23 protein-coding genes are annotated in these 24,142 nt (G+C 52.0%); 14 read left to right on the plus strand and 9 right to left on the minus strand.

Annotated elements, in window-relative coordinates; all coding sequences use genetic code 11:
- Nucleotides 1–51 precede the first annotated feature (51 nt).
- The 3 genes from F608_RS0106280 to fumC all read left to right on the plus strand — a co-directional run bounded on the left by F608_RS0106280 (nt 52) and on the right by fumC (nt 4,905).
- A complete protein-coding gene (locus F608_RS0106280) occupies nt 52–1,464 on the plus strand; it encodes an acetyl-CoA hydrolase/transferase family protein (RefSeq protein ID WP_022664764.1) in 1,413 nt (470 codons plus the stop codon).
- A 181-nt stretch (nt 1,465–1,645) separates the two neighbouring features.
- Nucleotides 1,646–3,502 (plus strand): bifunctional acetyl-CoA hydrolase/transferase family protein/GNAT family N-acetyltransferase, encoded by a 1,857-nt coding sequence (locus F608_RS0106285; protein ID WP_022664765.1) that lies wholly within the window; start codon nt 1,646–1,648, stop codon nt 3,500–3,502.
- Between the two features lie 14 nt (nt 3,503–3,516).
- The gene (gene fumC, locus F608_RS0106290; RefSeq protein WP_022664766.1) at nt 3,517–4,905 is read left to right on the plus strand and encodes a class II fumarate hydratase; all 1,389 of its coding nucleotides are present in this window, start codon (nt 3,517–3,519) and stop codon (nt 4,903–4,905) included.
- A 55-nt stretch (nt 4,906–4,960) separates the two neighbouring features.
- On the opposite strand, the gene F608_RS36120 is transcribed toward fumC, so the two are convergent.
- Nucleotides 4,961–5,137: a hypothetical protein gene (locus tag F608_RS36120; protein ID WP_022664767.1), complete on the minus strand. Its 177-nt coding sequence runs from the start codon at nt 5,135–5,137 to the stop codon at nt 4,961–4,963.
- A 395-nt stretch (nt 5,138–5,532) separates the two neighbouring features.
- Between F608_RS36120 and F608_RS0106310 the strand changes: the two genes are divergently transcribed.
- The 4 genes from F608_RS0106310 to F608_RS34470 all read left to right on the plus strand — a co-directional run bounded on the left by F608_RS0106310 (nt 5,533) and on the right by F608_RS34470 (nt 8,997).
- The gene (locus tag F608_RS0106310) at nt 5,533–6,039 is read left to right on the plus strand and encodes a dihydrofolate reductase family protein (protein ID WP_022664770.1); all 507 of its coding nucleotides are present in this window, start codon (nt 5,533–5,535) and stop codon (nt 6,037–6,039) included.
- 327 nt (nt 6,040–6,366) lie between these two features.
- Nucleotides 6,367–6,966, plus strand: a complete 600-nt coding sequence (locus F608_RS30910; RefSeq protein ID WP_022664771.1) for a hypothetical protein — start codon at nt 6,367–6,369, stop codon at nt 6,964–6,966.
- A 548-nt stretch (nt 6,967–7,514) separates the two neighbouring features.
- Complete coding sequence (locus F608_RS0106320; protein WP_022664773.1) at nt 7,515–7,985, plus strand: methanogen output domain 1-containing protein; 471 nt, start codon at nt 7,515–7,517, stop codon at nt 7,983–7,985.
- A 334-nt stretch (nt 7,986–8,319) separates the two neighbouring features.
- A complete protein-coding gene (locus F608_RS34470; protein ID WP_022664775.1) occupies nt 8,320–8,997 on the plus strand; it encodes a class I SAM-dependent methyltransferase in 678 nt (225 codons plus the stop codon).
- A gap of 585 nt (nt 8,998–9,582) precedes the next feature.
- Here F608_RS34470 and F608_RS0106330 read toward each other — a convergent pair.
- Nucleotides 9,583–11,334, minus strand: a complete 1,752-nt coding sequence (locus F608_RS0106330) for an acetate--CoA ligase (RefSeq protein ID WP_022664776.1) — start codon at nt 11,332–11,334, stop codon at nt 9,583–9,585.
- Between the two features lie 136 nt (nt 11,335–11,470).
- Between F608_RS0106330 and F608_RS0106335 the strand changes: the two genes are divergently transcribed.
- A complete protein-coding gene (locus F608_RS0106335) occupies nt 11,471–12,436 on the plus strand; it encodes a tRNA dihydrouridine synthase (protein ID WP_022664777.1) in 966 nt (321 codons plus the stop codon).
- Between the two features lie 64 nt (nt 12,437–12,500).
- Here F608_RS0106335 and F608_RS0106340 read toward each other — a convergent pair whose 3' ends face one another.
- On the minus strand, nt 12,501–14,501 hold the full coding sequence (locus F608_RS0106340) for an oxidoreductase (protein WP_022664778.1): 2,001 nt from the start codon (nt 14,499–14,501) through the stop codon (nt 12,501–12,503).
- Nucleotides 14,502–14,515: 14 nt separating this feature from the next.
- Nucleotides 14,516–15,232, minus strand: a complete 717-nt coding sequence (locus tag F608_RS34475) for a MerR family transcriptional regulator (protein WP_022664779.1) — start codon at nt 15,230–15,232, stop codon at nt 14,516–14,518.
- Nucleotides 15,233–15,683: 451 nt separating this feature from the next.
- On the opposite strand from F608_RS34475, the gene F608_RS0106360 reads away from it, so the two are divergent.
- A complete protein-coding gene (locus F608_RS0106360; RefSeq protein ID WP_022664781.1) occupies nt 15,684–15,875 on the plus strand; it encodes an FmdB family zinc ribbon protein in 192 nt (63 codons plus the stop codon).
- Between the two features lie 115 nt (nt 15,876–15,990).
- Entirely contained in the window at nt 15,991–16,509 is a 519-nt protein-coding gene (locus F608_RS0106365; protein WP_022664782.1) for a universal stress protein, read from the plus strand.
- On the opposite strand, the gene F608_RS0106370 is transcribed toward F608_RS0106365, so the two are convergent.
- Both F608_RS0106370 and F608_RS0106375 read right to left on the minus strand, forming a co-directional pair.
- On the minus strand, nt 16,510–17,295 hold the full coding sequence (locus F608_RS0106370) for an alpha/beta hydrolase (protein WP_022664783.1): 786 nt from the start codon (nt 17,293–17,295) through the stop codon (nt 16,510–16,512). It abuts the gene before it with no gap.
- 48 nt (nt 17,296–17,343) lie between these two features.
- Nucleotides 17,344–18,768, minus strand: coding sequence for an MFS transporter (locus F608_RS0106375; RefSeq protein ID WP_022664784.1), 1,425 nt, complete (start codon nt 18,766–18,768; stop codon nt 17,344–17,346).
- A gap of 93 nt (nt 18,769–18,861) precedes the next feature.
- Between F608_RS0106375 and F608_RS0106380 the strand changes: the two genes are divergently transcribed.
- From F608_RS0106380 to dusB, 3 genes are read left to right on the plus strand one after another with little or no spacing between them, the layout of a single operon-like run.
- Nucleotides 18,862–19,257 (plus strand): hypothetical protein, encoded by a 396-nt coding sequence (locus F608_RS0106380; protein WP_022664785.1) that lies wholly within the window; start codon nt 18,862–18,864, stop codon nt 19,255–19,257.
- 13 nt (nt 19,258–19,270) lie between these two features.
- Complete coding sequence (locus F608_RS30925; RefSeq protein ID WP_022664786.1) at nt 19,271–20,245, plus strand: DUF1848 family protein; 975 nt, start codon at nt 19,271–19,273, stop codon at nt 20,243–20,245.
- Nucleotides 20,220–21,221 (plus strand): tRNA dihydrouridine synthase DusB, encoded by a 1,002-nt coding sequence (gene dusB, locus F608_RS30930; RefSeq protein WP_022664787.1) that lies wholly within the window; start codon nt 20,220–20,222, stop codon nt 21,219–21,221. Before F608_RS30925 ends, dusB begins: the two co-directional genes overlap by 26 nt.
- Here the strand turns inward: dusB and queF are convergent.
- A complete protein-coding gene (gene queF, locus F608_RS0106395) occupies nt 21,206–21,610 on the minus strand; it encodes a preQ(1) synthase (RefSeq protein WP_022664788.1) in 405 nt (134 codons plus the stop codon). The genes dusB and queF overlap by 16 nt on opposite strands.
- A gap of 336 nt (nt 21,611–21,946) precedes the next feature.
- Here queF and F608_RS0106400 point away from each other — a divergent pair, with 336 nt between their 5' ends.
- The gene (locus tag F608_RS0106400) at nt 21,947–22,756 is read left to right on the plus strand and encodes a hypothetical protein (RefSeq protein WP_022664789.1); all 810 of its coding nucleotides are present in this window, start codon (nt 21,947–21,949) and stop codon (nt 22,754–22,756) included.
- Nucleotides 22,757–22,819: 63 nt separating this feature from the next.
- Here the strand turns inward: F608_RS0106400 and F608_RS0106405 are convergent, their stop codons facing one another.
- Together F608_RS0106405 and era are read right to left on the minus strand one after the other, a co-directional pair.
- Nucleotides 22,820–23,113: an HNH endonuclease gene (locus tag F608_RS0106405; RefSeq protein WP_027362531.1), complete on the minus strand. Its 294-nt coding sequence runs from the start codon at nt 23,111–23,113 to the stop codon at nt 22,820–22,822.
- Nucleotides 23,114–23,265: 152 nt separating this feature from the next.
- Nucleotides 23,266–24,141 (minus strand): GTPase Era, encoded by an 876-nt coding sequence (era, locus tag F608_RS0106410; protein ID WP_022664791.1) that lies wholly within the window; start codon nt 24,139–24,141, stop codon nt 23,266–23,268.
- Between the last annotated feature and the right edge of the window lies 1 nt (nt 24,142).

The following is a 24,142-nucleotide window of genomic DNA, read 5'->3' on the forward strand; positions in this document are numbered from 1 at the left end:
GAACGGATAAGGCCCATGATCTTAACAATGAATCCCCTTTGAGGACAGGATATGAAAAACAGCCCCGCCATCATCAAACTCGGAGAGATCGGAGAGACCATTGAAGCCCATCTGGGGCACCGGAAAAACATCAACTGCTATATCGGGTCCAATGCCGCCACGCCCACGGCCAGTATCGAAGCCCTGACCGAGGCCATCAAGGCCGAGTCCGGGAAGCTGCCCTTTATGAAGATGCTCCATATCCTGCTCCACGGGCCGATCCCTTACGTGGAAGAGGGCCTCCAGGATCGGGTCAAGGCCTATTCCATCTTTTCCGGGGGAGAGGTCAGAAAAGCCGCGGACGAGGGCCGGGCCTATTACCTGCCCTGCACCCTGGGAACCATGGACCGCCTCATCGGCAAAGAATGCGGCTATGCCGCAGATCTCGTCATCATGAAGGTGAGCCAAAACCCCGGGACCGGGGAATACTCCCTGGGGCTTTCCGTGGATGCCGTCCATGCGGCCCTGGAGAGCGCCTCCCTGGTCATTGCGGAGCTGGATCCGTCCATGCCCTTTACCCACGGGCAAAGCGTAATTGCGGAAACAGACATCGACTATATCATCAAAGACGGGATCAAGCCGGTCTACTCCTTTGACGCCCCGGATTTTGAAAATCTGGGCCATGAGGAAAAACGGATCGGGGAGCTGATCACCGAGCATTTTCTTGAGGACGGGATGACCCTCCAGACCGGGATCGGGAAGATCCCGGATGCCGTGGTCGGGGTGATTGCCGGATCCGGGTACAAGGACCTGGGGGCCCAGACCGAACTCTACGGGGACGGCCTCATGTATCTACAGAAAAAGGGTATCATCAACAATAAGAGAAAAAAGATCAATACCGGCTACTCCACCACCAGCCTGGTCATGGGCTCCAGGGAGCTCTACGACTATGTAAACGGAAGGTCCCAGGTCCAGATGAGGCCCTGCATGTATACCAATGCCGCCCACACCATCCAGGCCTGCGGAAGGTTTTTGTCGGTGAACACGGCCATCGGCGTGGATCTCACCGGCAATGTCTGGGCTGATTTCATTGATCCCAAGAAGTATTACGGCGGGGTCGGGGGGCAGCCCGATTTTGTCCGGGCCCTGGCATATAAGTCCTTTGGAACCCCCATCATTGCCATGAAGACCCGGGCCAGGAACGGCCAGGCCAAGATCGTTCCGGCCTGCCCATCGGGCATTACCCTGACCGCTTCGGCCTATGACGGAATCGTCCTGGTCACGGAGTACGGGATTGCCGATCTCAGGGATCTGACCATGGGGTTCAAGGGCCTGGCCATTGCGGCCATCTCCCATCCCGATCATCGGGAGGAATTGATGAAAAGCATCCATGAGGACCCCAGGATGACCAAGCCCAAGGGTTTTTCCCTGGACAAGATCCCGCCCGGGGTGACCCTGTACAATGGAAAGACCCCTTTACCCTGATCCGGCCGGAAAAACAAAATTTTAAATTGCCGTTTTTCCGGGACTTTGATAGAGATCTACTAAAATGGGTGCGCACTCTGTTTTGCCCCCGGCCCTGAATCGATTTCAAATGCATCGGTTTTTAAACATGCATCCGGGCCCGGGGATCGTTCCCTTGTCAGTCTACACAGGAGAGGAATTCATGGATCTCAGTCAGGAATGCCCGGACAAGCTTCTCACGCCGGCCAAGAGCGTCAAAAAAATCAAAAACGGCTCCAGGGTCTTTATCGGCACCGGATGCGGCGAGCCCCAATGCCTGATCAAGGCCATGGTGGAAGATCGCACCATCCAGGACATCGTGATCTACCAGATGCTCTCCTCCACCCTGGCGCAGTATATCAATGATTCCAATTTTCTGTCCCGGTTTTCCATCAAGCTTTTTTTCATCTCCGTTCTCATGCGCCAGTCTGCCTTTGAAGGAAAAATCGATTATATCCCGGTCTACCTCTCCCAGATTCCCAGGATCTTTGAAACCCAGGAGATCGGGCTGGATGTGGCCATGATCCAGATCTCCCCGCCCGATGAGCACGGATACTGCTCTCTGGGCATTTCCGTGGACATCACCCTTTCGGGCATGAAAAATGCCGAGATCGTCATTGCCCAGGTCAACCCCCAGATGCCCAGGACCTGGGGGGATTCAGTGGTCCACATCGATGAACTCGATTATATTGTGGAATATGAGGAGCCCCTGCTGGAGTCCCGGTCCGTTCTGAAAAATCAAACCATTGTGGAAAGAATCGCCCACTACGTGAATATGCTGGTGGACGACGGGTCTACCCTTCAGATCGGATTCGGCCACCTTCCCGACGCCGTGGTTCCCTATCTGTCGGAAAAAAAGGATCTGGGCCTACACACCCAGGTCATCACCGACGGGCTTCTGCCTTTGTTCAAGCAGAAGGTGATCACCAACCGGAAGAAAAACTATATCCAGGACCGGGTGGTGGCCTCTTTGTGCATGGGATCCAAGGCCTTGTACGATTACGTGGACAACAACCCCATGTTCTATTTCAAATCCTCGGAATTTGTGAATGATCCCAATGTCATTGCCAAAAACGACAATTTCATCTCCATCTCCTCGGCCCTGGAGGTGGACCTCACCGGCCAGGCCTGTACCGATTCCAAGGGATATCTCTTTTATTCGGGCATCGGCGACCAGGTGGATTTCATCCGGGGTTCGGCCCTGTCCAAGGGGGGATTTTCCATCATCATCATCCCCTCCACGGCCCAGGACGGAAAAGTCTCTAGAATCGTGCCCCATCTGAGTGAAGGGGCGGGCGTGGCCACCACCCGGGGGGACATCGACATCATTGTCACGGAATACGGCATCGCTGAAATGAGGCGGAAAAGCATTTACCAGCGGGTCATTGAACTGGCCCAAATCGCCCATCCCAAATTCCGCAAGGGATTGATTGAAGAGGCCAAGAAACGCCACTATATCTTCCCGGACCAACTCCCCCCCACCACCCAGGACCTGATTTTTCTGGATTCCTATACCTATTCCCTGAAACTTCCAAACGGGAAGAATGTGGAGTTCCGGCCCCTTTTTCCCTCGGATGAATTTGAATCCCGCCACTTTTACTACTCCCTTCAGGAGACCTCCATCTACTACCGGTTCTTTAACAAGCGCAAGGTCTTTTCCAGGGAGATGCTCCAGCGGCAGTGGGCCGAGGTGGACTACCAGAGGAACATGACCCTGATCGGCCTCATGCAGCTGGGCAAGCGCAAACAGATCGTGGCCATCGGCTCCTATGCCGAAATCGGGGAATACGAGGCGGAAGTGGCTTTCCTGGTCAAGGAAGACCTCCACGGCATGGGAATTGCCACCTTCCTGCTCCAGTCCCTTGAATCCATTGCCCGGGAAAACAACTATAAAAAATTCATAGCCACCACCCTGGCGGAAAACAAGAAAATGCTCAACGTGTTCCAGCGCCAGTACCCGGACGCCAAACTCATCCGGTCCGGCGGCGGGGAGGTGGATGTGGAAATGGATTTTGCATGAAATCAGGAGAGCGCATGGAGACCCGAATAGAAACCGACACCATGGGAGAGGTCAGGGTTCCGGCCGACCGTTACTGGGGGGCCCAGACCCAGAGATCCTTAAACAATTTCAGAATCGGTGACCAGACCATGCCCCTGGAGGTCATCCGGGCCCTGGGAATCATCAAAAAGGCCGCGGCCTTCACCAATTATGAACTGGGGGGGCTGGAGGAAGACAAAAAAACCGTGATCATCCGGGTCTGCGACGAGGTCCTGGAAGGAAAACTGGACAGCCACTTCCCCCTCAAGATCTGGCAGACCGGCTCCGGAACCCAGACCAATATGAACGTCAACGAGGTAATTGCCAACCGGGCCCATGTACTCCTGGGCAATGAACTGGGAAAAGGAAAACGGCGGATCCATCCCAACGATGACGTGAACCGGTCCCAGTCATCCAACGATGTATTCCCTTCGGCCATGAACATCGCAGCCCTCACCCTTCTCACCGGCCACACCCTGCCCTGCATCCGGCAGCTCAGGGACGGGCTTGCCGCCAAGGCCCGGGCCTGGAAAGACCTTGTCAAGATCGGACGGACCCATCTCATGGACGCCACCCCCCTTACCCTGGGGCAGGAATTTTCAGGCTATGTCTCCATGCTGGATCATGGGCTGGCCGCCCTGGAAGCGACCCTGGCCCATCTTAAGGAACTTGCCTTGGGAGGCACGGCCGTGGGAACGGGTCTGAATACCCCGGACGGATTTGCCAAAGACGTGGCCCGGCAGGTGGCCCGGCTCACCAAACTTGACTTTATCACGGCCCCCAACAAATTTGAATCCCTTGCCGCCCATGACGGACTGGTTTCAGCCCACGGTGGTCTGAAAACCCTGGCCGCCGGTCTCATGAAAATCGCCAACGACATACGCCTTCTCGGGTCGGGGCCCCGGTGCGGCCTGGGGGAACTGATGCTGCCGGCCAACGAGCCAGGCTCCTCTATCATGCCGGGCAAGGTCAACCCCACCCAGGCCGAGGCCCTGACCATGGTCTGCACCCAGGTCATGGGCAATGATGTGGCCGTCAATATCGGCGGGGCCTCGGGCCACTTTGAACTCAACGTATTCAAACCCGTGATCATTAAAAACTTTATCGAATCCGCCAGGCTCCTGGGAGATGCGGCCCTCTCCTTTCAGGAGCATTGTTTGGACGGGCTGGAGCCTGTCCCTGAAAAGATCAGGGCCCATCTCACCCACTCCCTCATGCTGGTCACGGCTTTAAATCCCCATATCGGATATGAAAATGCCGCCCGGATCGCCAAAAAGGCCCACCAGGAGAACAAGACTCTGGAACAGGCCGCTTTAGAGCTTAAGCTGGTTTCAAAAAAAGACTTTCATGAGTGGGTGGATCCTTCAAAGATGACGGGAAAATAAAAGACCCGGAAACATCCGTTTCCGGGCCTCAAATCTTGGGATAAAATTTTAAGGGTCAGGACAGATCGCAGGCCTTGCTTTCACGGCTGGTTTTGGTTTTTCTTGAGTAGCATTCATACTTGCTTTCAAGGATATCGGATGACTCATCACACTGGGTCATCTCATCGACCAGGTCTGTCTGTTCTTTTATCCGGCATCTATGTTCTGCGACTCTTCTTTCCGTCTCTTTCATATCGATCCTCCTTTTTAGTGATTTTGCCTGAACATAACCAACAAAATTAGGTTTGCCTTATTTGTTTAACCAAAGTTAAATCCGATTTGAGCTTTGTCAACATCCATCCCCGGGGTTTTCTTACGGGAATGGGATGCCCAGACCCAGGGAGGAGCAGAGGTTTTCGCGGATTGGATTCCTTCGGGCGGCAGGACGCCGCTGGAGAAGGGATCCCTCCTCGGAGAAAATCATGGATGATTTTCGAGAATAAGCGCAAAATCTTTGCTCCTCCCGGACCAGCCGGAATTATATTTTAAGAATGACTATAGCCCGGGGTTTTCCGGAAAGTTGCCATGCATTTTCAAAAGGGATATAAAGAGAGAACTCTCCATACCCAAAGGAATAAAGGAAAAAAAATGAAACTCATCCTCTTAATGGCAGCCACGGCAGACGGAATGATTGCCAAGGATTCCCTGCACCCGGTGGACTGGAGCGGCAAGGCAGATAAAAAATATTTTGTCCGGACCACCCGGCAGGCCGGGGTGGTGATCATGGGCTCCAACACCTGGGACACCATTGGAAAGCCCCTGCCCGGCCGGGAAAACATCGTCATGACCCGGGATAAAACCCGGAAAAGCAATGACAAGGATCTCATCTTCACGGACCGCTCTCCGGCCCGGATCCTGGAAGACCTTAACGCGCGGGGATTTGAATCCGCCGCCCTGATCGGCGGGGCCAAGATCAACAGCCTGTTCATGAAGGAAAACCTCATCGATGAAATCCATCTGACCCTGGTCCCCCGGCTCTTCGGCAGGGGCCTGACCCTGTTCAGCGAGGCTCTGGACCACCGGCTTGAGCTGCTGGATGTGGTGAAAATTGAGGGGGGGCATTTGTTGTTGAAGTACCGCGTACTTCACAATTAAGAATTAATAATTGACAATGAACAATTGTGGTGGCTTCGCGCCATTTTAAATAGTGCCCATTGGTGCGTGACCTTGATTTTTTTTGATTGTTGCACTGGGGAGTTTACTACAAGTATCAAAGTGTGTCCCTGCCAACCCGTCAAATTTTAGTCCGTGAAATATAAAAGCGCACGCTTTTCAAATATTGATTATATGTAAATACGCATAATCAATATCAGCAAGATTCCTTGACTTTTCAATAGGTTTTACATATGGGGTTTGGGAACAGGATCAAAAAAGGGAAATTGCGTAAATACATATAATCTATGTTACACAGGACATCGAAAAATGAACCAGCCTCATTGGCACTATTTCTTGTTGCTTGAAGATGAGCTTGTTGGAATATCTCGATTTGTAGAGTTGAGCGAAGATAACTACGAAGTTTATTCGATTGAGTTTGCGAAACTATTTTTGTCGATATGTTCAGAAGTCGATGTGGTTGCCAAGCTTCTCTGTAAAGAAGCTGATTCTCCCTTATTTGATAAGACTAAAGGTTCCCGCGATCCAAATATGAGCACTTATCGTTGCGTCATCAATTCTAAATTTCCGGACTTTCACAAGGCCCAAGTGAAAATTCCGTTGTATAACCTGTCATTTGAACCGTGGAATAATTTCAAAATTGACAAAAGTCTACCATGGTGGAACGAATACAATGACGTCAAACACGAGAGAAACATCAATTTCAAGAAGGCAAACCTTGGAAATGTATTATTTTCTATGTCTGGCCTAATGGTGCTTCTAGTCTATTTATACGGGTATCAATCTGTTGTTTCTTTAACTTCACCAAACAAACCAAAATTGTACGAAATCGAGAGTGCCTACTATAGGGCCCAAGGCATTGCCTGGGCAAGTTCCGAATTGTATGTGCCGAAAGGCTTTATAAAATAACCATCGTGTAACAAGCGATTCCTCCAGATCACAGGGACCGAGCCGATCTTAAACATTTTGGGTTAACGAAACATTTCAATATTTAGAAAAATATAGAACCCCCTGCGCCAGGTGAACCGCGGCGTTATGCTTTATATATTTTATCAAAATATCCACCAAACGGGCGATGTGTTTTTCTCAAATCTGCATTATGATCATATTTAAACTGAACAAAAATAAAGAGCACTAAACAATCGAGGATTAAAGATATGAGAAAATGTACAGGAAATAATACACAAGAATGGGGATCAGACGCAATTTTCGATGTAAAATGTAAGGATTGCGGAAATATGGTTGAATTCTTCAAGGATGACATCACACGAAACTGCTCCCATTGTAAAAAAACTGTATACAATAATCGAAAAGATTATGGGTGTGGACAATGGTGTTCATCTTCATCTCCACATAGGAGAAATTTGTGCCCTAAATTCAGACAATCCAAAAATCGATTTTATGGTGTTGTAATGCCCACTGTTTGGTATTGATCCCACTTGCAATGAGGAGATAATATGACAACAAAAATAAATGATGCTGCAATAAAGCGAAATAAAGATTGGATCAGTGGAGTCACCAACGCCTTAAATAGTGCAGGTAATGATGAGTTGTGTCGATGGGCCATGAAATCGGCAGGTAATAAATGTGCAGAGCAATTTCTCGCTGAAACCATTGAATATTTTGGTAAAACTCCAAAATCCATAAATGAAATGATTGAAGCGATAAATAAAAGAAAAAAGGAAGTCTTGAAACTTAGCGACTTTTGGAAAATGATGGGAGATAAAATATCAATTAATTTAGAGAAATGCAGTTGTCATTTAGTCAATTCAGGGTTGGCTGAACCTAATCCTACATTCTGCCTTTGCTCTGCAGGAATGTTTGAAAGTATTTTTACTCCATTTCATAAAGGAGTTGTACGAACAGAAATAATTAAAGCAATTGGAAGAGGAGATTCCTGTTGTGAATTCATTGTACACCTTGAGTGAACGCATTAGAAATTAAAGGGAAAAGCATAACCAAGCGTTTCATGTGGACGCGCGTGATCTTGCGCCAGTGAATTTGCCGTTCAATTTACAAAACCATCTCAAGTCATTAGAGGCAATGTAAAAAAATACTATGAAATCTGAATTATCACATAGTTTACTGACACTCCCGGTGCCGAATATAAAATGCGTAGGCCGGCAGGTTGCTTAAACGTCATTTCAACAAAAAACAAAATACTGGAAAAAATATGAAAGAGTATGGCTTTAATGTCTAATCTTTGCTGGAAAAAACAAACTATTCCGTTTTGAAAAACCCAAATCATAAAAGGAAGCCGCCTTGGAATATGACAAAAATAAAGACCAAGTCCGTTTTATGCACGGCGCGATAGATTTTTCAGGTAAGGACATCCTGGAAATCGGCTGTGGAAATGGCAGTGTTTCCACTTACCTGGCCAAGGGTTCCGGCTCCTATATTGCGGTTGACCCTGATCCGGCCGGCATTGCACAGGCAAAACAGCTGGACACTGAAATCAATTTCCAAACCGGCACAGGCCAGGCCCTGGATTTCCCGGACAACTGCTTTGACCTAGTCCTGTTTACCCTTTCCCTTCACCACCAGGAGAGCGCATCTGCTCTGGAAGAGGCCTTCCGGGTCCTGAAACCCGGCAATCACGTCCTGGTGGTGGAACCCAATGCCAGAGGGGAGTTCGAACTGTTTTTCAATTTATTCGACGATGAAACACAGGCACTGGAGGCAGCTGAGGCCGCAATCAGGAGCAGTCGATTCACATTAAAGAATGAGGATCACTTCCAGGTAACAGCATCCTTTGAAAGTATCCAGGACCTGTGTGAATATGACTTTAACCGAGAATTGCCCGGCCCTGCGGATAACCAGAAAATCCTGGATCTCCTTTGCCGCGTGAAAAGCTGGGCCTCGCCTGCCCATATCCCGGATGATCCCATTGATCTGGTTGACGAACTCAGGGTGTTTCTCCTGGAAAAACCCTTATCGTGAATCCTGGAAAGGGGGGGGGGACACTTTACCATATTTTCTGTCGTTTTATATTGTGTCTCCAAATTTGCAGCCGATTGCAAAAAGACTGAAGATCAGATACCGCTACCGGCCAAAGGGAGGATGGAGTGCCGGCAACTTGAAAGTCCACAATCTTACCGATCCTTTTTTTTATAAAAATCCGAAATCATCATCACAGCCCGAATCCCTGGAAGGCCGGGGCGGACTGCGGCGGAGACATCGAGTGGAATTTTGTAGAGCCTCTTAATGTAATTGTGCGGTTAAAAGGGGAAATTGTCTGAACGGAGTGAGTTTTTCCCCTTCAGCTCAATGGAATTTAGAGGCTCTCAAAATTTTTCACTCTGCGGAGACGTAGTCCGCCCCGGCCGATAATGAAGGCTTTTGCCCCTCCGAGTCAGACATTTCAGAATTGAGGAAAAATTTTGATAATTGCACAAAAAAGGGCTTGCAGAGCCAAGGTCAATCCGAACTGAAAACCAGGGAACGGGAAACCACCAACTTTTAAAATAAACCAAGGGGGATAACGAAAGTTCGCAATCCCCCCCTGTTAACTACACCCGTGTGGGTTTATTTCTTTGAGCTCAGTTCCGGGAAATCCCAGTAAAAGTACTCTTTAATACCGGACTCACCATCGGATTTGGCTGTTTCCATATCCCTGAGTTCCACCCGGCGGATCTTTCCGCTGATGGTCTTGGGCACCTCGGTCACAAATTCAATGATCCTGGGAATCTTGAACTTGGCCAGGATATTGATGGTATGCTTGAACAGATCCAGGGCCAGTTCCCGGGATCCCTCGTAGGTGGGGTTGAGGATGACATAGGCCTTGACCAGCTGGTAGCGGTTGGGATCCGGAGCCCCGACCACGGCGGCTTCGGCCACGGAAGGATGTTCCAGAAGTGCGCTTTCCACTTCAAAGGGGCCGATGCGATAGTCCGAGGACTTGATCACATCGTCGGCCCGTCCCACAAACCACCAGTATCCGTCTTTATCAAAGGATGCCCGGTCCCCGGTATAGTAGAAATTGTCCACAAATACGGAACTCATCTTCTCGGGGTTGCCGATGTACTCGGAAAAAAGGCCCAGGCCCCGCCATTTTTCCAGCTTGATCACGATATGCCCCACCTGATCAGGCTCTGTGATCTCATTGCCCTCGTCATCGGCCAGGGTCACGTCGTACATGGGGGAGGGCTGGCCGAAGGAGCCGGAGCGCATATTCCCCGCCATCCAGGGAGGATTGCCGATCATGGCCGTGGTCTCGGTCTGGCCGTAAAAATCCCGGATCTCCGTGCCCGTACTCTTTTTCCACCGGGTAATCACCTCGGGATTCAGGGGCTCCCCGGCGCTGATGGACTGCCGGAGGGAGGAAAGGTCAAAGGATTCCAGGTTCATGTTTACGAACAGGCGCCAGGCCGTGGGAGGGGCGCAGAAAGTGGTTACCCGGTTTGCGGCCACTGCGTCCAGGTACTGCTCCCCGTCCAGGGCGGTAAAATAGAATGCAGTAACCGTGGCGCCCACGTTAAAGGGGACAAAAAAACTGGACCAGGCCCATTTTGCCCATCCCGGAGCGCTCAGATTGTGATGGACGTCATCGGGCCGAACCCCGATCATGACCGTGGTGGACAGATGGCCCACGGGATAGGATGAAGCCGTATGTCCCACCCGCTTGGGAAGTCCTGTGGTGCCGGATGTAAAAAAGCAGAACAGGGTTTCATCGGACAGGGTTTCGGCAGCCTCGGCCTCATCCGATTCGGATTCGATCTCTTCAAAGGAGGTCCACCCCTCTTTTTCACCCAGGACCAGTTTGACCTTGGGATGGATGCCGGTCTCCTCTGCTGCCTGGTCAATGAGTTCGGCAGAGTCGGGATCGGCCAGGATTACATCGGGCTTATAGGTTTCGAACCGGAACTCCAGTTCCCTGGGGGTCATGGTGGTTGCCGTGGGCACGGTGACCATGCCGGCCTTGATGCAGGAAAGACTGGCCACCCAGATTTCCGGGGCCACCGGCGCCATGAGATACATATTGCTTTTATGGCCCAGCCCCCGGGCGGAAAGGAAGTTGATGAGCTTGTTGGTCTTTTGGAGCAGTTGAAGATAGGTAAAGGAGCAGGCCTCTCCGGTGTGAATGTCGTTCCATATCAATGCGGCTTTGTCAGGGGTCTCTTTGACGTGAAGATCCTCGAAGATCTCCTTGGCCCAGTTGAATTTTTCCGGCAGGGCCATTGTATTCAGCTTCTTGAAAAAGATCTCAGCTCTGGCGGCCTTGTCATGGTTGTCTTCCATCTGGTTGATCTTGATGACTTCCCTGTAAAGCTCTTTCATAATGGTAAATGCTCCTTGCAATCTTAAAGGATCTCGTATATAGGATCAGGCCAAAATATTTGACTCTATAGTGTATAGCCCCCGGCTTTGTCAAAGTTTTTTTACCCCTGGATTAAACCGGACAAAATAAGAAACCATGAAAAATAGAAGTTTCACCCTCATCCTGGCCCCGCTCCAGGGGTTCACGGACATGATATTCAGAAATACATTTGCCCGGCATTTTTCCGGCATGGACGAAGCTGTGGCTCCTTTCATATCCACCATGGGGCAGCAGCGGCTCAAGCCCGCCCGGATCAGGGATGTGGACCCAAAACTCAACCCAGGCCTGCCCGTGGTTCCCCAGATCCTGGGCAATGTGGCCGGGGACTTTATCTTCCTTGCCGATCGTCTGGCTGCCCTGGGCCATGACCGCATCAACTGGAACCTGGGCTGCCCCCATTCAAAAATCGCAAAAAAAAAACGGGGCTCGGGCCTGCTCCTCTTTCCCGAAGAGATTGACCGGCTTCTTTCCGTCATCATCCCCAATATTTCTACCTCCCTTTCCGTGAAGATCCGCCTGGGACGGAAATCCGGAGATGAGATCCACAATCTGATCGCCATGTTCGACAACCACGACCTGGAGGAGATCATCCTCCATCCCCGGACCGGGGTCCAGATGTACCAGGGGGATGCCGACCTGGATGCCTTTGGAAAGGCCATGGAAGGCAGCCGCCATGAATTCACCTACAACGGGGACATCACGGACAGGGACTCTTTCTTCCGGGTCAGGGACCGGTTTCCCAGGGTCAGACGGTTCATGATCGGCCGGGGAATCCTGGCCAATCCCTTTCTGGCCGAGGAACTCCGGGGAACGGCTCCGGAAAATCCGGATCGGCTGAACCGGCTGGCTCCATTCCACGAAGACCTCTTCAAGGAATATGAAAAGATCTTCTCGGGTCCGGGCCATCTCATCGGAAGGATGAAGGGCTTCTGGAATTTTCTGGGCCCCTCCTTTAAGGACAGCCGGAAACCCTTGAAAAAAATACTAAAATCCACATCGGTTACGGCATATACAGACCGGGTGGATGAATTTTTCAGGGCCTGCCCGGAATTCATGCCCTGAAGGCCTCTGGAATAATTTTCCCCTGCCCGTCAATCAAGATAAAGGATGATTCCCAGGCCCGGCCCTATATGTTCAAGGCTGCCTGATACCCCTGGTGAACCGCATCAAAGGCCGTGCCGACCTTGACGGCATCCCCGGCCACCTCACACTCAATTTCCATCTTTCTGACCAGGGATTCCAGGGGGTTGTGGGAGGCGGAGCCGGCTGCCACAACCACGGTATCGGCTGTAAGAGAAATGAGTTTCCCGTCCTGCTCATACTCCAGACCCTCCGGCGTGATTTGAGTCACCCGTGCCCGGGTGAGGGTCTCCACCCCGAAACGCCCCAGATCCTGCATCATGCCCCACTTGGTGGATTTTCCGATGCCGGCGCCGATTTTCTCCATCATCTCGATGAGAATGACTTCTTTGCTCCCCTTTACCGCCATGTCATGGAGAACTTCACAGGATTCGGCCCGGTTGACCAGTAGAAATTTGAGCACATCAGGGGGAAGAGTTCCCTTTTCCGCCAGGAAGAGTGCGGTTTCCACTCCCACGGCTCCCCCGCCGATGATCACCGTTTTCCGGCCGGTGATCCTTTTGTCCGTCAGCACATCCCAGGATTCGGCCACATGGGGAAGATCCATGCCCGGGATATCCGGGACCCGGGGCCGGGCTCCCGTGGCAAGGATGACGGCGTCGGGTTTTTCTTTTTCAATCAAGGCCTGATCAACCCGGGTATTCAGAACCACAGGAATTTTTTCAAGGGCCGTCTGAACCTCAAGGTCCCCGGCAAACTGGGCAAACTCTTCCCTGCCCGGAGGAGCCGCAGCCAGATGGAGCTGGCCGCCCAGGCGGCGGGACGCCTCGTAAAGGACCACATCATGCCCCCTGCGGCGGGCGGTCAGGGCCGCGGTCATGCCGGCCGGTCCCCCCCCGGCCACCAGGATCTTTTTGGGATGGGGGGTTTTTTCTTTTGCCTCCCCGCATTCGTGGCCGGCCAGGGGATTGCACAGGCATTCCACGTGCTTGAGGCTGAAAAGATTGTCAAAACAGCCCTGGGCGCAGGCAATGCAGTGGACGATTTCCCTTTCCTTTCCGGCTTTGGCTTTCAGGGGCAGCATGGGATCGGCAATGAGGCTCCGGCCCATGGCCACCATGTCGCAAAAGCCTTCCCGGATCATTTCCCGGGCCGTTTCCGGATCATTGATCCGATGGCTGGCAATCACCGGGACATCCACCTGTTCTTTTATCCCCCGGGCCAGGTAGGCAAAGGCCCCCCGGGGAACCTGGGCCACAATCTGGGGAACCCGGGCCTCGTGCCAGCCCACGTTGATGCAGAGGGCATCCGCAGGCCCAAGGGAGAGGGCCGAGGCATAGGCCTTAAGTTCCTCCCTGGAGTTGCCCCCCTCCATGAAGTCATTGCCGTTCATACGGACGACCAGGGGGAAGTCCTCTCCCACGGCCTCCCGGACCGCGGACATCACTTCAAGGCCGAACCGCATCCGGTTCTCCAGGCTGCCCCCGTACGCGTCGATTCTCTGGTTGGTCAGGGGGGATAAGAATTCGCTGATCAGGTATCCGGTGCCGCTCAGGACCTCCACGGCGTCAAATCCGGCCTTTTTTACCCGGAGGGCTGCCGAGGCAAAGGCCCTGATCGTCTCCTGGATCTCCTCCGGGGTCATTTCCCTAGGGATTTCCCGGGTCATCCGGGAGGCAACGGGGGAAGGGGCCACAGGCTGTTTTCCGTTGAGGAAAAATGAAAAATTATACCGGCCGGCATGGTTGATCTGGACGGCGGCCCTGGATCCGTTCTCCTGGATGGCCGAGGCCAGCCGTTCAAGTCCGGGCAGGAACCGGTCGTCATGGGCCCCGATGTTCTGGGTATTTCCGGAAAGATCGTCCACGGTGGCATACCCCACGCAGATCATTCCAGGTTGGCCCTTAGCCCGCCGGGCATAGAAGTCGACAATCTGGTCGGTAACCTCAAAATCCACGGCCATGCCCAGATGCATGGCCGGCAGGTAAATCCGGTTGTCCAGGGACAGTTGATTGATGGTAACGGGGGTGAACAGAGGATCGGTCATAGGACCTCCAAGAGTTAATTATTTTTCGGATTCTTGTTTTTTTTCAGACCTTTAAATTCAATCAGTTTTTTCTGCAGGGTCCGGTCGATGATATAGGACCTAAGCCCCCTGGCCAGCCGTGTCAGCTCCAGGGTGAGGGAGGCGTTCTCTTTAAAGTCCAGATCCCTTGTATACTTTTCCCTCATTTGGATCTCGGTGTCGGCGATTTTTTCTGCAAATTCAGGATAAAATTTCAGATCATGGAGATCCATCCCCATATCCAGCCCCTGTTTCACCAACAGGGCCACCCCCAGGTCATGTCCGTCAAAAACGTCCTCTTCAACGGGAATCAGCAGGTGTAAACGACAGAGCCTGTCCACGGCCCCGGGATCAAGCCCCGATGCAGAACAAAGGGCGGATTTATCCATTTTTTCCCCGGCAGAACCGAAAACCAGGGACTGGAGTTCCAGGAGGGGTGAGATATCCCGGCCCCGGTCCATTTCCCGGATCAATCCTTTAATGGCGGCCAGGGGAAGCCGGTGTTCGGCCTGGGCCTTTTTAATAAAACGGATTCTTTCAATACAGACAGGATCATACCAGGCCATGTTGGGACTGGTCTTTACCGGTTCCGGCAGAAGGCCTTTGCCGACATAGAGGAGGATGGTGGATTTGGGGACCTGGGCAGCTTCGACCAACTGCTTCATCTTGAGCATGGGCCGGTTAGATTTTGAGACAGGGGATGAATCTGCCATGGATTTTGAAATTCCAATCCTGAAAAGTGTTAAGTGTTGGTTTACACTTTTCACTATATCCCGGAGAGGTCAGTCTGTCAAACCCAAAACCCATCCCCGGATGGATGGCGGGGAAGTGCCTCTGCAGCACCCGATCTATCATTCATAGACCGCCAAACAGCCCTTAAAATGTTTCAATTTTTCTTTTTCCCGTTGAAAATATCTGCTGTTCCGGCCTTGTCTTTTTTTCCCGTCACCTGACAGGCATCCCGCATTCAGGTGGACACTCCCATTCTGGGAAGGATGACAATCTGAAGCAGCAGGTAGACGGCGATGAAAATGCCCACATATAAAAGTTCTTTCATGGTCTCCCCCTTATCTTTACATTTTCCAAAGAATGATCATCATTTATACTGATTTCAAGGAGGGGATAAAATAGAAAAGCGCAAACCATTATTTTCAGGGAGGGGAGATGCCGATTTTTGAATACCGCTGTCAGGCCTGTAAAAAAGAGTTTGAAAGGCTTGTATTTGCCGGTGAAAAGGACAAGATAGAGTGCCCGGACTGCCGCAGCAGGGACATTCAAAAAAAGATGAGTGCCACAAGTTTCATGGGAGCCGGCATCGGGACCTGTGCCTCGGATGGGCCCAAGGGATTTTCATGAGCCGGCTGAAGTTCCGGGCAGGTTGCCCGGTTGAATTGAATTGATCATTGGGAATTGATCCTGTAGGATATTAATTTTATAGTTCTATTTACGACAACCATCGGAGAAAATTAAAATGATCCAGAAACCCAAGAAAATACTTTTCGCATCGGATCTGTCAAAGGGGATGAAGCAGGTGTTTGATTATGCAGCATCCATGGCGGTTTACGCCGAAGCGGAGATCATCGTTCTCCACGTCATGGAGGAGGCCAGTTCCAGTTCGGAAAAAAGAGTCAGAATGGCCTTTGGCGAAGAATTGTACAAGAATATCAAAAACGAACACAAAACCGGTGCCCGGAACCTTCTCATCGGGAAAAACGTGGATGCCCTTAAGATACGCCAGGCCATTTCAGGATTCCTGGAAGATGAAACTCCCCTGGAAACCGAGTCTCCCATAGGCAAAATCCTGGTCTCCGAAAGCCGCTCCATTGCCGATGAGGTGGTATCCACTGCCGTGGACGAAGACTGCGACCTCATTGTCATGGGCTGCAAACAGAAGGGGCTCCTGGCAGAGGCCATGGGCTCGAAACTGGTCCGAAAGGTCTTGAAACGGACATCCGTACCGGTTTTTATTGTCCCCCTGGCCGGTGAGTAGTCAGGGACGGCAGATCCGTTTTACCGCCTCAAGATACGGGGTCATTCCTCTGATAAAGATATCATTGTGATTGGCCCCTTTGATTTCCAGAAGAGTTTTCTCCGGGGAGGGGCAGGCCTCGTACAGGGCCAGACCGTCGCTAAAGGGGATGATGTGATCAAACTCCGCATGGATGATCAGGCAGGGCTTTGAAAAATTCTTTATCTTATGGACATTCTCAGACCCGGGTTCCGGGTTCCGCCCCGGCAGCCGGATGCCAAGGGTTTCAAGCAGCGGGGAAACCCGAGCAAATCCGCTCTCAATGATCAGGCAGGATATGCCCTCCTGCCTTAGACGGGCCAGTTCCAGGGCCGGAGCGCTGCCCAGGGACCGGCCCATGACGCAGATCTTTCCCATAAAGTTTCTTTGCTTTTTCATTTGAATTAAAAAATCAAGAACCTTTAGGCTGTCTTCCATCATGGAGGACACCGTGGGCATTCCCGTGGACCTGCCATACCCCCGGTAATCCGCAACAAAAAAGTTCAGGCCCTGGCCCACAAAAAATCCGCCCAGATCATCGTAATCGGAAACGATTTCCCCGTTTCCGTGGAAAAACAGAAGGGTCGGGGCCTGGGCAGACGACAGATGAAGGGATGCCCCCACCTCGATTCCGTCTGCAACGGGAATTGAAAAATCCTCCCTGTCCGGTGCCTGGGGCCTGAATCCCGGTTCCGGTCTGGGATGAAAAAGAAATTGAACCACTTCCGGCTGATCCAGGATCTCATAGTTGAATAATTTTGGCGTCATATCCTTTCCCCCTTCTCTAACTTCCAAAAATTTGCAAGTCATTCTTACTTATCCATTCTTATTTTTTTCTCTTCCCCTCAAAAAACTCACCACCAGTCCCAGCCCTGCCATGGCAGTGCCGGCGGCCATTACCCTTCTGAAGCCCTCCATGAACCCGGGTATCATTGAGGGGGCAAAGCCTTCAAATCCTCCGGACTGGAAGGGAAAGGCCGATGAAAAAAGGGCCCCGGCCATGGCCACCCCGAATACCATGCCCAGGTTCCTGGCCGTGGCCACGGCCCCGGATGCCGTTCCCCTTCGGTCTGCGGGCACAGCCCCCATAATGGCCGTATTGTTGGGCGATATAAACAGGGCGGTTCCGATCCCGGCCAGGGCCATTCGCCAGAGCACGGGGATCACCCCGGATCCGGGATCAAGAAAACCCAAAAAGAACAGGGATAGGCCCAGGAGGCCCATTCCGGCGGTGCAGAGGAGCCTGGATCCGGCCCGGTTAAACATGGCCCCGGATACCGGAGAAACCACCAGGAGAAACAAAAAGGGGACGATCATGACCATCCCGGTTCTGGATGCGGAAAACCCGCAGGGATAGGCCAGGTAAAAGGGCATCATGAAGATCAGGACAAAGAGGGAGGCGAACAGGATGGCTGCGGAAGCCAGGGGCAGGGCAAAAAGCCGGATCTTTAACAGGCCCAGGTCAAACAGGGGAAAGGAGGACTGCCTCTCATTCAGGACAAATCCGGCAAACCCGGCAAGGGCCCCGAGCATGCACAATCCGACTTTAAAAGAAAAAAATCCCCAGTCCGAAGACCGGGCAAGTCCTGTGATCAGAAAACCGAGCATGCAGATCATCATAAGGCTTCCAACCTTGTCCAGGGGTTCTTGATTCCCCTTTGCCCGGGAGATCCGGTTTAAAATCCGCCATCCGGCCAGGACGGCAAAGATGCCGATGGGCAGGTTGAGAAAAAAGATAACCCGCCAGGAGAAATACTCCAGGATCAAACCGCCGGCCACGGGTCCCGTGGTCAGCCCGGCCGCCACCACCGCTCCCACCATTCCCAGGGCCCTGCCCCGTTCTTCTTTCTCAAATACATCCACGATCAGGGCCGGGGAACAGGCCATGAGCATGGATGCCCCCATCCCCTGAACCGCCCTTGCCAGGATAAGCAACCCGGGTCCCGGTGCGATTCCGCATAAAAGAGACCCCAGGGTAAAGACCATGAATCCGGCAATATAAACCGACTGTCGCCCCCGGATATCGGAAAGCCGGCCAAAGGTCAGAAGAAGGGAGGAGACCGTCAAAAGATAGATGATCACCACCCATTGGATGGTCTGGACATCCGAGGAAAGATCATCCATGATATAGGGAAGGGCCACATTGACGATGCTGGAATCCAGGGTGGACATGAAAATCGAAACCCCGACCAGACCAAACACCTGCCATTTTCTATTTCCCGGTTCAAACCTGTTTGACATATTTTAGGAACAGCTGCCTTTGAGTTAAGGTTTCCGTCCAGGAAAGATTATGTTATATCTGTCCCATTAACAAGAAAAAAACAACGAGGCCCCATGGCAAAACCCAATGATTTAGTGCTCATATACCTGGAAGATGCTCCTGTCTCCTTCGCCAGGATCGAAAGCATTCTCCCGGACCATAAGAAAGACTGGTTTCAGATCAAGCTGCTCATGCTCCAGATTCCCCTCCAGGTCGTGGTATGGATTCTAAAAGATGATTATATCAACGGTACGGAATTCCAGATGAACCAGAAGAGAATGAGACTGGAAAAAGTAGTCTGCCCGGTGGAGGAACTGCCCCTTTCCAGTAAAATGAATGATTCTCCGGCCCCGGAAAATTCTGAGACCCAGGACCCGGAACCTGAAAAAGACAGTCCTTCCCGGGACGCCTCCCCGGACGAGAACGGCCGGGTGATCTCCTTTTCAGACTTTCAAAAAAAACAGGAATAGCGTTTATCCTTCCATGGGCCGGACAGGGGATCAGATTATTTCAGCGTCCAGGCGGACCGATATTCCGGGAGGGTATACGGACTGGTTCATGGACCGGATCCAGAAAGGGGGCTTCAGGATTAAAAACCCCTATAACCAGAAAGAAAGATTCGTCAGCGTCACCCCGGACAATACCCATTCCATTGTATTCTGGTCAAAAAACTACGGACCTTTCCTGGACCGGGAGGCAGACCGGATACTGACGGACCTGGGCTATCCTCTTTTTTTTAACTTTACCATCAACTCTCAATCCACTGTGCTTGAACCGGGAATTCCTCCCCTTGGGGAGCGGCTGAGCCAGCTCGCCCGCCTCTCCGGGCGGTTCGGCCCGGACAGGATTGCCTGGCGATTTGACCCCATCTGCTTTTTTAAAAAAGACGACGGCAGGATGGAGAACAATCTTAAGGACTTCCCCATAATCGCAGATGCAGCAGCCGATCTGGGCATTCCAAAATGCGTCACCAGTTTTTATGACGCCTATGCCAAGGTTAAAAGACGGGTGAACCAGATGATTTCCCGGGGAAAACCCAAAATCACCTTTCATGATCCCGGGCAGGAAGAAAAAATCAAGATCCTTGAACGCATGGCCGCCTTTCTAGGCTCCAGAAAAATCAGGCTCTCCCTGTGCTGCGAATCCGGCCTGTTCCGGGAAATCAGCGAAAAGCAAGAAAACGTCCCGGACCAAAAGGAGAGTCCAGGTCCTTTTATGGAAGAAAACGCCTGCATTGACGGCCCTCTCCTGAAGAGGATCTACAAGGGAAACCCTTTGCTGGCCCGGGACTACGGCCAGAGATCCAAGCTGGGATGCCGCTGTACTAAATCCATTGACATCGGCTCATATGAAGACCATCCCTGCTTCCATGATTGTCTGTTCTGCTACGCGAACACGGGGATGGATACGCGAACGAAAAAAACAGGATCCAATGAAAATAAAAAATTTGAAAATTGAGGGAAAGACCTTTCTCGCCCCTTTGGCCGGGATTACCAATCTGCCCTTCCGCAGGCTGGTCAAGGGCTGCGGCTGCGGCGTGGTCTGTTCGGAGATGGTCAGCGCCAAGGGGATATTTTACGATTCTGAAAAAACCCTGACCCTCATGGCCTCCTGCGAGGAGGAAAAACCGTTGTCCGTCCAGATATTCGGGGCAGATCCCGAATCCATGGCCCATGCCGCCGGGGTCGTGGAGCAGACCGGCAGTGCGGATATCCTGGACATCAACTTTGGCTGCAGCGTCAAAAAGGTCATCAAACAGGGGGCAGGTGTGGCCTTGATGAAAGAGCCGGAACTCTCCCGGCGCATCATCCGCGCCGTCCGAAGGGCCACCTGCCTGCCCTTTACCATCAAGATCCGATCCGGGTGGGACCGGTCCGGTGGCCAGGCCCTGGACCTGGCCCGGATGGCAGAAGAAGAGGGGGTGGATGGTCTTGTCATCCATCCCCGGACCGCTTCCCAGGGATTCAAGGGCAGGTCAGACTGGGACCTGATCCGGCAGATCAAAGAGAAAATTTCCATCCCGGTGATCGGAAACGGCGATATCAACAGCGTTGAAGATGCCGCCCGGATGATATCCCAGACCGGGTGCGACGGTGTCATGATCGGACGGGCCGCCATGGCCGATCCCTTTCTCCCCTCCCGGGTGGACGAGTTTCTGGCCACCGGAACATATCCCCGGTCCGGGACAAAAGAGATCTTTGAAAAGATGGAAGAACTGACCCGGATGGTTGTGGAATATTTCGGAGAAGGTCCGGCCTGCAAAATGCTCCGGGGCAGACTCTCCTGGTTTGTCAAGGGACTGCCGGGGTCCTCCTCCTTCCGGAGGGAACTGTCCGGAATCCAATCCCAGGCCCATGCCCTGGAGCTGATCCTCTCCTTCAGGCAATCCCTGCCAAAAGAAGAGGACAGGCCTGCAGATCATTCCTTTTCATAAACCGCAGTGGCGACGGAACTGATCCCCCCCCTGGGCGTGAATTCGCCGGTGACCTTCATGCTCAGGGGCTTGATCACCCCTGCCAGATCATCCAGGATCTTATTGACCACATGTTCGTAAAACATGCCTACATTCCTGTACTGGAGCAGGTAATATTTCAGGGATTTCAACTCCACGATGTACTGGTCCGGCCGATACTCGATAATGATGCATCCATTGTCCGGAAGGCCGGTCATGGGGCAGACCGAGGTATATTCGGGCTGGCGGATCCGGATATCAATGCTCCGTTTCGATTTATACGCATATTCAATGGGTTCCAGCAGATCCGTTTTGATCACCTCGGGGTCATCGATGGTAAATGGGGTGGTATAATTTTTATTTTCAACCATGGTTTATCCTTAATTTTATTCTAGCAATTATCATTTTTCCGGGGAATTTATCACAAAGGCCGGGGTCTGACAACCTAAGTTCAGACCCTGTGGGATAGGGTTCCCGGGACGGAAAGCCCCTGCTGTCGCGGTTGACACATTACAAAAAAAGTCTTGACAAACTCTTAAAAACAAAGGATAAATACCAAAAATTTTTTTTATTATCACAGAGCGTCACCGTTTGAATCCTTTCGGATTCACCTGCAACAGACTCGAGCTTCACTTGCGAGCAGACATTGTCCGAACAATGGGCCCGGACCACCCACGATCAAAATCCCTAAGGAGGATAAATTTATCATGAATGATTTTCTACAGAGCCTTCGAAACGGCCAATCAGAAAAACAACGTACACCCAAAACCCGAAAAAGCTACGACAACCCCTATCATCATACCAGCAGCCCCAGATTCCATCCCTATGGAGGCAATTATACCCGGAACCAGCAGCAGCCGCCCATGAAAAGGCAGCCGACATCTCCGCCCCATCCGGGCGGCGGCAATCAGCTTCCCATGGAAGAGACCGCCATGCTTGCCGATTCCATAGAGAATCTGACCAGCCACATTGAAACCCTGGTCAAAACCCATGAATACATGGCCGGTGTCCAGGAGAGAACCTCTGAGATACTCGAGCGCCAGGCCATTGCCATTGAACGCATTGTCAATCACCTGAACATGCCTCCCCTGCCGGAAACCGAGCCTGTCCAGGAATTTGAAAATCATTATATCAGCTCCAGGGAAGAGGAAAATTATCCGGAACAGGGCTTTTCCGAAAATCCGTATGAAATGGAGGAAGATCCGGTTCAGGAGGTTATCCAGCCGCAGCCGCCGGTGGTTCCCACGCCCAGGAAGCGCAAACCTGCCAAGCAGGTGCTCAGAAGGCGAAAAAAAGCGGAAACCAAAAAGATTCTTGTCCAGCAGCCTGAAACAACTCCCAAAGAGACCAAACTGATGGGCCGGGAGGAGATCATGGAGATTATTAATTCCATGCGGGAACAGGGCGCCACATTTGATCAGGTAGCCAAACGTCTCATCGAACTGGGCCAGCCCACTTTCTCCGGACGCGGGGAATGGCATGCCCAGACCGTACACAGGCTTTGCAGCAAAAAATAATCTTTTCCATATCCTCCTTATCCTCCGGTTAAGATTCAGGGCGGAAGAAGATCTTCTTCCGCCCTATTTATTCAGGCTGTCCATATACTCTTTCCACTCCGCAGGAAGAAGCTGGCGCTTTTTGGTGTTGCACGCCTTACAGCAGGGAACCAGATTGTATTTCTCGGATTTTCCTCCCCGGGCCAGGGGAATGACATGATCCATGGTCAGATCCGCCGGGGCAAAGGATTTCCGGCAGTAATGGCAGATCCCGGCGGAGCGTTTCCGCTTCCACCACTGTCCGGCCCTCAGGGTTCTGGCCTTGGCCTTTTCTTTTTTTATGACGGCTTCGTCTATGAAACCGATGAAAGGATCCACACCTTGCTCTCTTTTCAATTTCTCTCGGTTTTTGGATGAAATCTTGCCCATATACAAGGCGCAAGAACTTTTGAAACCGGAGTGTACTTTAGTACATGAGGATTGCAAAAGTTTGAAGCAACGCCGCAGATGGGTGAGAGTTCGTCCAAAAACTATTTGTATCCGAATTCGTCCAGGGTTCTCCCCCTGCTATACCAATCCTTGGTCACCTTGACAAAAAGCTTGAGAAGGACCTTTGACCCCAGCATCTCTTCCATATCCTTCCTGGCTTTGGTGCCGATCCGGGTCAGCATGGCCCCTTTTTTGCCGATGATGATGCCCTTTTGCGAATCCCTGGCCACGTGGATACTGGCATGGATGAGAATGAGTTTTTTCTCCACATCAAAGGCGTCCACGGTCACTGCCGAAGAATAGGGGATTTCCATGCCCGTGAGCCGGAAGACCTTTTCCCGGATGATCTCTTTGACCATGAATTTTTCAGAGATATCGGTAAAAGTTTCCTCGGGATAGAGCCTGGGCCCCTCCGGCAAAGAGACTTCCACCTCTTCGATAAGATTCTCCACCTGGATATTCCCTTTGGCAGACACCGGGATCACGGCCCGGAACTGAAAAAGCCCCTGGAACTCCTCGGCCAGTTTGAACACGTCTGCTTTTTTGGCCAGATCAATCTTGTTCATGGCCAGGATTACAGGTTTGGAAACCTTGTGTAACTGGGAAATAATCAATTTTTCCGCAGAGTAATTCCTGGATACGACATCCACCATGAACAGGATCAGGTCCACATCCTCCAGGGCGAGCAGGGCCTGATCCACAATTCTCTTGTTCAGCAGGGTGGTGGACTTGTGAATCCCCGGGGTATCCACGAATATGATCTGGGATTCGGACCGGTTGACAATGCCCACGATTCTGTCCCGGGTGGTCTGGGGCTTTTTTGAAGTGATGGAGATCTTCTGACCCAGCACCTGGTTGAGCAGGGTGGACTTTCCTGCATTGGGTGCCCCGATAATGCCTACGAATCCGGATCGCATC

The organism is Desulfospira joergensenii DSM 10085, assembly GCF_000420085.1.
Taxonomy (GTDB): Bacteria; Desulfobacterota; Desulfobacteria; order Desulfobacterales; family Desulfobacteraceae; genus Desulfospira; species Desulfospira joergensenii.